The sequence below is a fragment of the Streptomyces sp. NPDC020731 genome (assembly GCF_044334705.1).
GTDB lineage: Bacteria > Actinomycetota > Actinomycetes > Streptomycetales > Streptomycetaceae > Streptomyces.
On sequence record NZ_JBIRTN010000002.1, the window covers coordinates 177928 to 190942 of the forward strand.

Here is a 13015-nt window from a genome sequence, read left to right on the forward strand (position 1 = left end):
TCACACCTTGCGCTGTGAAGGGATGTGCATCGATTGGCCGAGGCGCACGGGTGCACCGGACGGTGCTTTGCGCCGCACGGGTGGGCTTGCCGCCCGTGGTCGCCGTGTCGCCCCGAGTTGCCGAACCCTTTCCTCTTCAGTGGGCCGCATACATCGGATGAGCTCCAAATACCACCAAAAGTGATCGTAACGCCCGCGGCTTCCCGGAGGTACCCAGAGATGTCCCACGACGGCGTCGGCCCGCGCGCGGCTCTGCGCCCGGTCGCCTTCCTCACCGCCGGCATGCTCGCGGTACCCGCGCTGGCCGGATGCGGCTCGGACGACCCGGCGGGCAAGCCTCTCGCGGGAGCGGACATCGCACGCGCCGACCGGTCCCGGATCGCCGACGGGGGCACCCTGCGCTGGGCCGTGGACACCGTCCCGGACACCCTGAACACGTTCCAGTCGGACGCCGACGCCACCACCACCCGGATCGCCCAGGCCGTCCTGCCGTCGATGTACCGGATGGACGGCCGGGGCCGGCCGGTGCGCAACCCCGACTACCTGGAGTCCGCCGAGGTCGTCGACACCGAGCCCAAACAGGTGGTCCTCTACCGGCTCGGCCAGCAGGCCGTCTGGAGCGACGGCCGCGAGATCGGCGCCGCCGACTTCGCCGCCCAGTGGCGCGCCCTGTCCGGCAAGGACACCGCCTACTGGACCGCCCGCAACGCCGGCTACGACCGCATCGAGAAGGTCGAGCGGGGGAGGAACGACCTCGAGGTCAAGGTCACCTTCAGCCGTCCCTACGCCGACTGGAAGTCCCTGTTCACGCCGCTGTACCCGAAGGAGGTCATGGGCACCCCGGACGCCTTCAACGACGGGGCCCGCAAGAAGCTGAAGGTCACCGCCGGGCCCTTCACGGTGCGGAAGGTCGACACCGGGGCGGACGAGGTCACCCTCACCCGCAACGCGCGCTGGTGGGGTGACCCGGCGAGGCTCTCCAGGATCGTGCTGCGGGCCGTGCCCCACGACAAGCGGATCTCCGCGCTCGGCGCCGGCACCGTCGACCTGGCCGAGATCGACCCGGCCGCCGTCCGCCGCATCACCGCCGCCGCGCTTCCGCGGAGCGGGAGCAGCCCTCTGGCGGGCCCCGGCGCGAACCGGTCCGCCGCGGACGCGCTGCGCTCCTGGGCCATCGCCAACGGCTCCGACGAGGAGGCCGCCGACGAGGAGATCTCCGCCCGCGAGAAGCTGCGCGAGAAGGCGGCGAAGTACGCCCGCCGGCAGAAGGCCCTCGGCGGCTTCGAGGTGCGCGCGTCACTGGAGCCCGCCTACACCCAGCTCGCCCTCAACGGCGCCGACGGCCCCCTCGCCGACGAGCGGGTCCGCCGTGCCGTGGCCCGGGCGCTGGACCGCGAGGCCCTCGCCGAGACGGTCCTGAAACCGCTCGGCCTGCCCGCCGAGCCCCTCGGCAGCCACCTCGCGCTGTCCGGCCAGGCCGCCTACGCCGACAACAGCGGAGCCCTCGGCGAGCAGGACGCCAAGGAGGCACGGGCGCTGCTCGCGGACGCCGGCTGGGTGCCGGGCGGGCCGGTGAAGAAGGAGAAGGACGAGGAGGAGAAGGCGGCCGGCCCGGAGGGGGACGCAGGCAGCGAGTCCGAGGGCGGCGACGACGGCACGTACATCGTCGGCGAGGACGACGGAAGCGACGGGGACGACGGGAAGAGCGGGGAGAGCGGAGACGACGGGAAGAGCGGAGACGACGGGAAGAGCAGGGAGAGCGGGGACAACGGAGACGGCGGGAACAGCGGGGACGACGACAAGGCCCCGCGGGACTCCGGCACCGGCACCAGGCACCTGAAGCAGGGCGGCGCCCCCGGCGCCTACGCGCCCAGGGGCACCGCGGCTCCGGCCCGCGCCCAAAGCGCCCGCGTCGCCAAGGACGGCAAGGCGCTCACCCTCCGCTTCGTCCTGCCCTCGGGACCGGGCTCGGACACGCTGCGCACCGTGGCCGGCCGGATCTCGAAGATGCTGGAGCGGATCGGCATCGGCACGAAGATCTCCAGGGTCGACGACGAGAGCTACTTCAAGGACCACATCGCGTCCGGCGAGTACGACCTCGCCCTGTACTCCTGGCCCGCGACCGCCTACCCCGCCACCGACGCCCGCCCCGTCTACGCCAAACCGGTCCCGGCCGCCGACGGCTCCCTGAACGTGGAGCAGAACTACACCCGCGTCGGCACCGACCAGGTCGACCAGCTCTTCGACCAGGCCGTCACCACCCTCGACGACTCCGAGCGCCGCGCCCTGCTCCGCAAGGCCGACTCCCGCATCTGGGCGGCGGCCGGCTCCATCCCCCTCTACCAGCGCCCCCAGCTCACCGCCGCCCGCAAGGACCTGGCCAACGCCGGCGCGTTCGGTTTCCGGACGCCGGTGTACGAGGACATGGGCTTCCTGAAGAAGTCCGCGCAGGGGGCGACGGGCACCCCGGGCGCGAAGAGCGCCGGGGCGTCGCCCCGGGACTGACGCGCACACGCGTGAGCGGCACGCCCCCCGCCGGGGACGTGCCGCTCACGTGTGTGTCAGCCGTGCTTGGCGCGGCTCGCGGCGCGGGCGCGCTCGCGGGCGTCCAGGTTCACCTTGCGGATGCGGACCGCCTCCGGGGTGACCTCCACGCACTCGTCGTCGCGGCAGAACTCCAGGGACTGCTCCAGCGACAGCTTGCGCGGCGGGACGATCGCCTCGAACGAGTCGGCCGAGGACGACCGCATGTTGGTGAGCTTCTTCTCCTTGGTGATGTTGACGTCCATGTCGTCGGCGCGGGAGTTCTCGCCGACGATCATGCCCTCGTACACCTCGGTGCCCGGGTCCGTGAAGAGCACGCCGCGCTCCTGGAGGTTGGTCATCGCGAACGCGGTGACGGCACCGGAGCGGTCGGCGACCAGCGAGCCGTTGTTGCGGGTCGTCAGGGTGCCGAACCAGGGCTCGTGGCCCTCGTGGATGGAGTGGGCGATACCGGTGCCGCGGGTCTGGGTCAGGAACTCCGTCCGGAAACCGATCAGACCGCGGGACGGAACCACGAACTCCATGCGGACCCAGCCCGAGCCGTGGTTGGACATGTTGTCCATCCGGCCCTTCCGCACACCCATCAGCTGCGTGACCGCGCCCATGTGCTCCTCGGGCACGTCGATCGTCATGCGCTCGACGGGCTCGTACGTCTTGCCGTCGACCTCCTTGGTGACGACCTGCGGCTTGCCGATGGTCAGCTCGAAGCCCTCACGGCGCATCTGCTCGACCAGGATGGCCAGCGCCAGCTCACCGCGGCCCTGCACCTCCCAGGCGTCCGGACGCTCGGTGTCCAGGACACGGAGCGAGACGTTGCCGATCAGCTCGCGGTCCAGGCGGTCCTTGACCTGGCGGGCGGTGACCTTGCGGTCCTTGACGACCGCCTTGTTGTCCGCGCCCTTGCCGGTGGCGCCGCGGCCGACCAGCGGGGAGGTGTTGGTGCCGATGGTCATGGAGATCGCCGGCTCGTCCACCGTGATCAGCGGCAGCGGGACGGGGTTCTCGGTGTCCGCGAGGGTCTCGCCGATCATGATCTCCGGGATGCCGGCGACGGCGCAGATGTCACCGGGGCCGGCCTTCTCGGCGGGCTTGCGGGTGAGCGCCTCGGTCATCATCAGCTCGGAGATGCGCACGTTGGAGACGGTGCCGTCGCGCTTCATCCAGGCGACCGTCTGGCCCTTCTTCAGCTCGCCCTGGTGGACGCGGAGCAGGGCGATGCGGCCGAGGAAGTTGTCGGCGTCGAGGTTGGTGACGTGGGCCTGGAGCGGGGCGTCCTCGTCGTAGGTGGGCGCCGGGATGTAGTCCAGGATCGTCGAGAAGAACGGCTCCAGGCTGGTGGAGTCGCCCGGGACCGTGCCGTCCTCCGGCTTGGTCAGGGAGGCCACGCCGTCCCGGCCGCAGGCGTAGACGATCGGGAACTCGATCTGCTCCTCGTCGGCGTCCAGGTCGAGGAAGAGGTCGTAGGTCTCGTTGACGACCTCGTCGATCCGGGCGTCCGGACGGTCCGTCTTGTTGATGCAGAGGATGATCGGCAGCCGCTGCTGGAGCGCCTTGCGCAGCACGAAGCGGGTCTGCGGCAGCGGGCCCTCGGAGGCGTCCACCAGCAGCACCACACCGTCGACCATCGACAGTCCGCGCTCGACCTCGCCGCCGAAGTCGGCGTGGCCGGGGGTGTCGATGATGTTGATCGTGATGGGCTCCCCGCCGTCCTTGGGGTGGTACTTCACCGCCGTGTTCTTGGCGAGGATCGTGATGCCCTTCTCACGCTCCAGGTCGTTCGAGTCCATCATGCGGTCGTCGACCTGGTCGAGCTGGTGCGCGGCGAAGGCGCCGGCCTGCTTGAGCATGCCGTCGACGATGGTGGTCTTGCCGTGGTCGACGTGGGCGACGATGGCGACGTTGCGGATGTCGTGGCGCGTGGCCATATAAGGCGTACTCCCGGAGTGCTGAGGAATGCCCCGCACGAGCGTCTGTGGTGTGCGGGCCCTGCCGGGCTGAACATGCCTCGGCCTCCCCCCATGGTACGGGGCCGCAGCGAGGTCCGCCCTCGCGAGCCCGTGGGGCCCCTGGGACTTGTGAGGACCGCGAAGATCTGTTCGCATATCGGTATGCGCGCGAACGCGTTTCGGACATGTAAAGAAAAAGGTGCACCTAATTGTCCGAATTGCCGGTTTCTCTTCAGAGGTGTCAAGCGCGTGTAGGTGTCAATCTTTGCAATTTTCGCTCAAAATATGAACGGTAGGGAGATCCCTATGCCTTCCGCCCTTGACGCGCGTTGACTGTCTTGGCGAAAGTTCCCCCAAACCACAGAACCTGCCGGTATCTGTGCTGCGCTCAACTCTCCAACCCCCCGGGGGACGAACACGATGACCAGTCCAATCAAGGCCGAGGACTCCGGGTCCGCGGCTGTCTTGGACCCTGAGCTCGCGGCGACCACCGAAAAAACGGTCGCCAAGGGTGAAAAGCAGCCCGAGGGTCGTTCCCCCGGCCAGTTGATGTGGCAGCGCTTCAAGCGCGACCGTACCGGAGTCGTCTCCGCGTGCGTGGTGATTTTCTTCTTCGTGGTCGCCGCGTGCGCCCCGCTGATCTCGAAGGTGTACGGCAAGGACCCGTACACCCTCTACGGGCAGGACAATCCGGAACTTCTCGACATGTTCACCATGCCGGCGAAGGCCTTCGGCGGCATCGACGGGGAGTACTGGTTCGGCGTCGAGCCCGGCCTGGGCCGTGACGTGTTCACGCAGCTGCTGTACGGCATCCGGACCTCGCTCGCCACGGCGCTGGTCGCGACGCTCCTGATGACGGTGATCGGCGTACTGATCGGCCTCGCCGGCGGCTACTTCGGCGGGAAGATCGACTACTGGCTCGGCCGGATGACCGACTTCTTCATGGCCCTGCCCAGCCAGCTGTTCTTCGTCGCCGCGATGCCGGTCATCACCACGGTGTTCGTCGCCCCGGACAAGGAGACGCCCACCTACGTGCGCACCTCCGCGATCATCATCGTCCTGTCCTTCCTGGGCTGGATGAGCATGGCGCGGATCGTCCGAGGTGCCGCGCTCTCCCTGCGCGACCGGGAGTTCATCGAAGCGGCGCGGATCTCCGGGGCCTCGCCCTGGCGCATCATCCGCAAGGAGCTGCTGCCCAACATCGTCACGCCGACGCTGGTGCAGGCGACGCTCATGCTGCCCGCCACCATCCTCAGCATCGCGTTCCTCTCCTTCGTCGGCGTGGGGTACGTCGAGCCCACGCCGGACTGGGGGCGGATGTTCGCCATCGGTGCCAACACCGTGGAGCAGGACCCGTACTACATGCTCTTCCCCGGAGTGGCCATGGTGATCTTCGTCGTGGCCTTCAACCTCCTCGGTGACTCGGTGCGGGACGCCTTCGATCCCAAGACGGGGCGCTGAGTCACAGGGGAAATCCCCCCACAGTCTCGCCCGGCCGGTCCCCGGCGCCCCACGGCCCGGCTCCGGCCACGTACCAGCAGTGCTCACTACTACAGGCAGGTGGATCCGTCCCCATGAGCATCTTCCGTAACCGTGCCGCCACGGCCGCGATTGTCGCGGTCGCAGCCGGCGCCCTGACCCTCACCGCTTGCGGTGGCGGCGACAGCGACTCCTCGGCCAAGGACAACAGCAAGAAAAAAGAGGACGCCAAGTCGCAGTCGAAGCCGGTGCAGATCGGTGACGTCAAGGCGTCGACCGGTCCGGCCCCCGAGATTCCGGGCGCCAAGCCGGGCGGCACCATGGCCGTCTACCAGGAGGACGACTTCTCCCACCTGGACCCGGGCCAGATCTACGTCTCGGACGGCAAGCTGCTCAGCCGCCTCATCTACCGCGGTCTGACCCAGTACTCCGAGGACGACCAGGGCAACCTGACCGTCGTGGGCGACCTCGCCACCGACGCGGGCAAGGTCTCGGACGGCGGCAAGACCTGGACCTACACCCTGAAGGACGACCTGAAGGACGAGAACGGCAACCCGATCAACTCGGCGGACATCCGCCACACGATCGAGCGCCTGTACTCCTCGTTCATCACCGACGGTCCGACCTACCTGCAGCAGTGGCTGTCCGGCGCCGGCACCACCTACCGCGACGCGTACGAGGGTCCGTTCAAGAAGAAGCACCTGCCGGACGACGTCCTGGAGACGCCGGACGACAAGACGGTCATCTTCCACTTCAAGGACGCGCAGCCCGACCTCGCGCAGATGCTGACCATGCCCGGTTACAGCGTCGTCCCGGAGGAGACGGACACCAAGGAGAAGTACGACACCGACCCGGTCGCCACGGGTCCGTACAAGATCGCCGACTTCAAGCCCGGCAAGTCCATGAAGCTGGTCAAGAACACCGAGTGGGACGCGAAGTCCGACTCCGTGCGCCACCAGTACGTCGACGGCTTCGACATCTCGATGAACCACGACGACGAGGACCAGACCAAGACGCTCCTGGCCGACCAGGGCGAGGCCAAGAACGCGATGATGTTCACGGGCCAGGTCGCCACCACCCAGCTCCAGAAGGTGGTGAGCAACAAGGAGGCCATGAAGCGCACGATCCAGGGCTACGCGCCCTACGTGTGGCAGCTGAACTTCAACATGGACCGCGTCAAGGACAAGAAGCTCCGTGACGCCATCGCCCTCGCGATGCCCTCCACCTCGGTCTTCAAGGCCGACGGCGGTGCCTACGGCGGTGAGGTCGCCAACTCGCTGACGTCGCCCACGACTCCGGGTTACAACGAGGCCTTCGACCCGTTCAACCGCTCGAAGAAGCCCAACGGTGACATCGAGGCCGCCAAGAAGCTGATCAAGGAAGGCGGCTTCGAGGGCAAGAGCCTCGTCTACGCCTACGCCAACACGCCGGTCCGTCAGCAGCAGGCCGTCCTGATCACCGACGCCCTGGAGAAGATCGGTCTCGACATCCAGAAGAAGGAGATCGACAGCGCCACCTGGTACGAGCAGGTCGGCAAGGTCAAGAACAGCTACGACCTGTACATGACCGGCTGGGGCCAGGACTGGCCGTCCGCCTCCACGGTCGTCCCGCCGCTCTACGACGGCACGCAGATCCAGGACGGTTCGTCGAACTACTCGCACATCAACGACGACCACGTCAACTCGGAGATCCAGCGCATCCTGAAGATCACCGACACGGCCGAGGCCACCAAGGCGTGGACCGAGCTGAGCGAGTACATCGCCAAGGAAGTCAACCCGGCCGCCCCGATCTACTACACCAAGGTCTTCCAGATCTTCGGTTCGAACATCGGCGGCATCCGCTACAGCTCCGACTCGAGCTACGTGGACGTCACCCGGGTCTTCCTCAAGAAGTAATCGCCGGCCCGGGATCCCGGTGGTGGGCGCGCGGCGGAGCGCCCCCCACCGGGTCCCGGACGTCTCCAGACTTCCCCTCCGAATCGCCGCCGTCTTGAGAGCAGCTTCCTGCCATGCTTCCATTCCTCATTCGCCGGACATTCGGCGCGGCGCTGATCCTGGTGTTGATCAGTGCGTTCACCTTCTTCATGTTCTTCGCGATCCCGCAGGACCCGGCGCTGCTGGCCTGTGGCAAGAACTGCACTCCGGACGCGCTGGAGATCATCCACAAGAACCTCGGCCTCGACCAGCCGGTCACCGTCCAGTACTGGAACTTCCTGATCGGCATCTTCGCCGGCCGTGACTTCGCCGTCGGTCACTGCGACGCCCCCTGCTTCGGTGTCTCCTTCGCCAACAACCAGAACGTCTGGGACACCATCCTCGACCGCTTCCCGCTGACGCTCTCGCTGACCGTCGGCAGCCTCCTGGTCTTCCTCATCGTCGGCCTCGGCGCCGGCATGCTCGCCGCGAAGTACCGCGGCACCTGGGTGGACAAGAGCTTCAGCTCCGGTTCGCTGGTCATCAGCTCGATGCAGATCTACTTCCTCGGCCCGCTGGTGCTGCTCGGCCTGGTCTACAGCACCGGCTGGCTCGACAAGCCGAAGTACGTGCCCTTCTCCGAGGACCTCGGCGGCTGGTTCATGGGCCTGCTGATCCCCTGGGTCGTCATGGCGACCATCTTCACCGCCAACTACACTCGTATGAGCCGGTCCTCGATGATCGAGCAACTCCAGGAGGAGCACGTCAAGGCGGCCCGCGCCAAGGGCATGTCGGGCAACTTCGTCTTCTTCCGTTACGCCTGGCGCGGCTCCCTCATCCCCATCATCACCATCCTCGGCATCGACCTGTCCTCGCTGCTGTCGGGCGGCATGGTGACGGAGCTGACGTTCGGTCTGGCCGGTCTTGGCCGGCTCGCGCTGTCGTCCGTCATCGACAAGGACCTGCCGATGCTGATGGGCGTCATGCTGGTCAGCGCCGCGCTCATCATCTTCTTCAACCTGATCGTGGACGCCCTGTACGCCGTCATCGACCCGCGCGTGCGTCTGTCCTAGGAGAATCACCGTGACCACTCAGACCAAGCCCGAAGAGGCCGCGGCCGCCGCCGCGGGGGAAGCCTTCCTCTCGGTGCGCGACCTCAAGGTCCACTTCTCCACCGACGACGGCATCGTCAAGGCGGTGGACGGGCTCTCCTTCGACCTGGAGCGCGGCAAGACCCTCGGCATCGTGGGCGAGTCCGGCTCCGGCAAGTCGGTGACCAACCTGGCCGTTCTCGGCCTGCACAACCCCAAGAAGACCGCCATCGACGGGTCGATCACACTGGACGGCCAGGAGCTGACCACCGCCGCCGAGAAGCAGCTGGAGACGCTGCGCGGCAAGAAGATGGCGATGATCTTCCAGGACGCGCTGACCGCGCTGTCGCCGTACTACACGGTCGGCCGTCAGATCGGTGAGCCGTTCATGAAGCACACCGGCGCCTCCAAGAGGGACGCCCGGGTGCGCGCCATCGACCTGCTCCAGAAGGTCGGCATCCCGCACCCGCAGCAGCGGGTCGACGACTACCCGCACCAGTTCTCCGGCGGCATGCGTCAGCGGGCCATGATCGCCATGGCGCTCTCCTGCGACCCGGACCTGCTCATCGCCGACGAGCCGACCACGGCACTCGACGTGACGGTGCAGGCGCAGATCCTCGACCTGCTCAAGGACCTGCAGCAGGAGTTCGGCTCCGCGATCATCATGATCACCCACGATCTCGGTGTGGTCGCCAACATGGCCGACGACATCCTGGTGATGTACGCCGGCCGGGCCGTGGAGCGCGGCTCGGTGCGTGAGGTGCTCAAGTCGCCTCAGCACCCGTACACGTGGGGCCTGCTGGGATCGATGCCGAGGCTCTCCGCCGACGTGGACGAGCCGCTGATGCCGATCCCGGGATCACCGCCCTCCCTGCTCAACCCGCCCTCGGGCTGCCCGTTCCACCCGCGGTGCGGCTTCACCGACAAGGTCTCCGGGAGCCGTTGTTCGGGTGAGCGCCCGGAACTCGCCGAAGGGCGCGCCGCCGCCTGTCACCTGACGGCGGAACAGCGGCAGCAGGTGTTCATCGAGACGATTCAGCCCCGGCTGGGCTGAGCGGAAACCAGCGACTGGGGCATCACCATGAGCGACAACAGCAAGACGACCACGGCGGTCGCCGACACCGTCCCGCAGCAGCGGGACGGTGACAGCGCACCGCTGCTGAAGGTCAGTGGTCTGACGAAGCACTTCCCGATCAAGGGCGGCTTCCCGATCCGGCGCACCGTCGGCGCGGTCAAGGCCGTCGACGGCGTCGACTTCGAGGTCTTCCCGGGGGAGAGCCTCGGCCTCGTCGGCGAGTCCGGCTGCGGCAAGTCGACGACCGGCCGGCTGCTGACCCGGCTGTACGAGCCGACCACGGGCAACATCGAGTACAAGGGGAAGGACATCAGCCGGGCCGGCCGCAGGGAGCTTGCGCCGATCAGGTCCGAGATCCAGATGATCTTCCAGGACCCGTACGCCTCGCTGAACCCGCGGCAGACCGTGGGCACGATCATCGCGGGCCCGATGGAGATCAACGGGATCAACCCGCCGGGCGGCCGTGAGAAGCGCGTCCGGGAGCTCCTGGAGATCGTCGGTCTCAACCCGGAGCACTACAACCGCTTCCCGCACGAGTTCTCCGGCGGCCAGCGCCAGCGCATCGGTGTCGCGCGTGCCATCGCGCTGGAGCCGAAGCTGATCGTCGCCGACGAGCCGGTCTCGGCCCTCGACGTGTCGATCCAGGCCCAGGTGGTGAACCTGCTGCAGGAGGTGCAGCGGGAGATGGGGATCGCCTTCGTCTTCATCGCCCACGACCTGGCGATCGTGCGGCACTTCTCGCAGCGCGTCGCGGTGATGTACCTCGGCAAGATCGTGGAGATCGCGGACCGCGACTCGATCTACAACGGGCCCCGCCACCCGTACACGCACGCGCTGCTGTCGGCGGTTCCGGACGCCGACATCGACGCGGAGAAGCGGGAGCGCATCCGTCTCGAGGGCGACGTGCCCTCGCCGATCTCCCCGCCGTCCGGCTGCCGGTTCCGTACCCGCTGCTGGAAGGCGCAGGACAAGTGCGCGACGCAGGAGCCGCCGCTGGTCCGGATCGAGGGCAGCAAGCCGGGACACCTGACGGCCTGCCACTTCCCGGAGGAGCCCACGACCGAGGCCCGCGCCGAGGACGTGGTGATGGATCCGGGGCTGAGGGCTCTGGAGCAGGGCGACGTGGCCAAGGCCTGACGTCGGGGCCCCTGAAGGGACCCGGGCACGGGTGCGGGAGCGCAGGACTCCCGCACCCGTGCCCTTTTGGCTGCCCTGTTCGGGTGTCCCATACGTACATACGGCTGGAGTCACCCTCGTACAGGCGCCGTACATGTGCGTGATGCACCCTTTGCGTCGATATTGGCGTGAAGGATCGGCACACGTACGAGGAGGCACCCATGCGCGGAGCCACGCACGCCCGAGGGGCCGTCTGTGCGGTGGCGGTCGCCCTCGCCGCGACCGCCTGCGGAGGCGGGGACAGCGGCAGCGGTGACGCCGGTGCCGTGCTGAGCGCCTCCTGGGGCGACCCGCAGAACCCGCTGGAGCCGGCCAACACCAACGAGGTCCAGGGCGGCAAGGTCCTCGACATGGTCTTCCGGGGGCTGAAGCGGTACGACCCGGTCACCGGCGAGGCCAAGAACATGCTCGCCGAGAGGATCGAGACCTCCGACTCGCAGAACTTCACGGTCACGGTCAAGGACGGCTGGACCTTCAGCAACGGCGAGAAGGTCACCGCCCGGTCCTTCGTCGACGCCTGGAACTACGGCGCGAACCTGAAGAACAACCAGCGCAACTCGTACTTCTTCGGCTACATCGAGGGCTACGACGAGGTCCACCCCGAGGACGGCGGCAAACAGACCGCCGACACCCTCTCCGGCCTGAAGGTCACCGGCGACCGCACCTTCACCGTCAAGCTCACCCAGAAGTTCTCCACCTTCCCCGACACCCTCGGCTACAACGCCTTCGCCCCGCTGCCCCGCGCCTTCTTCGACGACCACGACGCCTGGGTGAAGAAGCCGATCGGCAACGGCCCCTACCTGGTCGACTCGTACACCCGGGGCTCGCAGATGGCCCTGCGCACGTGGGACGACTACCCCGGCCCCGACAAGGCACGGAACGGCGGCGTCGACCTCAAGGTCTACACCGACAACAACACCGCCTACACCGACCTGATGGCCGGCAACCTCGACCTGGTCGACGACGTCCCCGCAGCCCAGCTGAAGAACGTGAAGAACGACCTCGGCGACCGCTACCTCAACACCCCCGCCGGCATCATCCAGACCCTCGCCTTCCCCTACTACGACGACGCCTGGAACAAGTCCGGCTCCGAGAAGGTCCGCAAGGGCCTGTCCATGGCGATCGACCGGGGGCAGATCACCGACACGATCTTCCAGAAGACCCGCACCCCCGCCACCGACTGGACCTCCCCGGTCCTCGGCGAGGACGGCGGCTTCCGGGCCGGCCTGTGCGGGGAGGCCTGCGAGTACAAGCCCGACGAGGCCAAGAAGCTCATCGAGGAGGGCGGCGGACTGCCCGGCGGCAAGGTGACCATCACCTACAACGCGGACACCGGCTCCCACCGCCAATGGGTCGACGCCGTCTGCAACTCCATCAACAACGCGCTGGACGACGAGCGCGCCTGCACCGCCAACCCCGTCGGCACCTTCGCCGACTTCCGCAACCAGATCACCGACCGCAAGATGAGCGGCCCGTTCCGCGCAGGCTGGCAGATGGACTACCCGCTCATCCAGAACTTCCTCCAGCCGCTCTACTACACCGACGCCTCCTCCAACGACGGCAAGTGGTCCGACGAGCAGTTCGACGACCTCGTCGACCGCGCCAACCGGGAGACCGACAACGCCAAGGCCATCGGCCTCTTCCAGCAGGCCGAGGAGGTCGTCCGGGACAACATGGCGGCCATCCCGCTCTGGTACCAGAACGGCAGCGCCGGCTGGTCCGAACGGCTGTCCGACGTCAAGCTCAACCCCTTCAGCGTCCCCGTGTACGACCAGATCAAGGTGAGCTGAA

Annotated in this window: 8 protein-coding genes; 7 read left to right on the forward strand and 1 reads right to left on the reverse strand. The window is 67.8% G+C overall.

Annotated features, from left to right (window positions below; all coding sequences use genetic code 11):
- Positions 1-219: 219 nt before the first annotated feature.
- Positions 220-2505: an ABC transporter family substrate-binding protein gene (locus tag ACH4VX_RS03530; RefSeq protein WP_398365665.1), complete on the forward strand. Its 2286-nt coding sequence runs from the start codon at positions 220-222 to the stop codon at positions 2503-2505.
- A 56-nt stretch (positions 2506-2561) separates the two neighbouring features.
- Here ACH4VX_RS03530 and typA read toward each other — a convergent pair whose 3' ends face one another.
- Entirely contained in the window at positions 2562-4469 is a 1908-nt protein-coding gene (gene typA / locus ACH4VX_RS03535; RefSeq protein WP_398365666.1) for a translational GTPase TypA, read from the reverse strand.
- 441 nt (positions 4470-4910) lie between these two features.
- On the opposite strand from typA, the gene ACH4VX_RS03540 reads away from it, so the two are divergent.
- The 6 genes from ACH4VX_RS03540 (at position 4911) to ACH4VX_RS03565 (ending at position 13014) form a co-directional block, all read left to right on the forward strand.
- Positions 4911-5951, forward strand: a complete 1041-nt coding sequence (locus ACH4VX_RS03540) for an ABC transporter permease (protein ID WP_398365667.1) — start codon at positions 4911-4913, stop codon at positions 5949-5951.
- A 113-nt stretch (positions 5952-6064) separates the two neighbouring features.
- On the forward strand, positions 6065-7864 hold the full coding sequence (locus ACH4VX_RS03545; protein ID WP_398365668.1) for an ABC transporter substrate-binding protein: 1800 nt from the start codon (positions 6065-6067) through the stop codon (positions 7862-7864).
- A gap of 113 nt (positions 7865-7977) precedes the next feature.
- Complete coding sequence (locus ACH4VX_RS03550; protein ID WP_398365669.1) at positions 7978-8955, forward strand: ABC transporter permease; 978 nt, start codon at positions 7978-7980, stop codon at positions 8953-8955.
- Positions 8956-8965: 10 nt separating this feature from the next.
- Positions 8966-10027, forward strand: a complete 1062-nt coding sequence (locus tag ACH4VX_RS03555; RefSeq protein WP_398365670.1) for an ABC transporter ATP-binding protein — start codon at positions 8966-8968, stop codon at positions 10025-10027.
- A gap of 27 nt (positions 10028-10054) precedes the next feature.
- Positions 10055-11185: an ABC transporter ATP-binding protein gene (locus tag ACH4VX_RS03560; protein ID WP_398365671.1), complete on the forward strand. Its 1131-nt coding sequence runs from the start codon at positions 10055-10057 to the stop codon at positions 11183-11185.
- Between the two features lie 200 nt (positions 11186-11385).
- Complete coding sequence (locus ACH4VX_RS03565) at positions 11386-13014, forward strand: ABC transporter substrate-binding protein (protein ID WP_398365672.1); 1629 nt, start codon at positions 11386-11388, stop codon at positions 13012-13014.
- The last annotated feature ends 1 nt before the right edge of the window (position 13015 follow it).

Excerpts from the sequence above, each read along its gene's own strand:
- ACH4VX_RS03545 (WP_398365668.1), top strand. The coding sequence starts at position 6,065 with ATGAGCATCTTCCGTAACCGTGCCGCCACGGCCGCGATTGTCGCGGTC.
- ACH4VX_RS03560 (WP_398365671.1), top strand. The coding sequence starts at position 10,055 with ATGAGCGACAACAGCAAGACGACCACGGCGGTCGCCGACACCGTCCCG.
- ACH4VX_RS03565 (WP_398365672.1), top strand. The coding sequence starts at position 11,386 with ATGCGCGGAGCCACGCACGCCCGAGGGGCCGTCTGTGCGGTGGCGGTC.
- ACH4VX_RS03550 (WP_398365669.1), top strand. The coding sequence starts at position 7,978 with ATGCTTCCATTCCTCATTCGCCGGACATTCGGCGCGGCGCTGATCCTG.
- typA (WP_398365666.1), bottom strand. The coding sequence starts at position 4,469 with ATGGCCACGCGCCACGACATCCGCAACGTCGCCATCGTCGCCCACGTC.
- ACH4VX_RS03540 (WP_398365667.1), top strand. The coding sequence starts at position 4,911 with ATGACCAGTCCAATCAAGGCCGAGGACTCCGGGTCCGCGGCTGTCTTG.
- ACH4VX_RS03530 (WP_398365665.1), top strand. The coding sequence starts at position 220 with ATGTCCCACGACGGCGTCGGCCCGCGCGCGGCTCTGCGCCCGGTCGCC.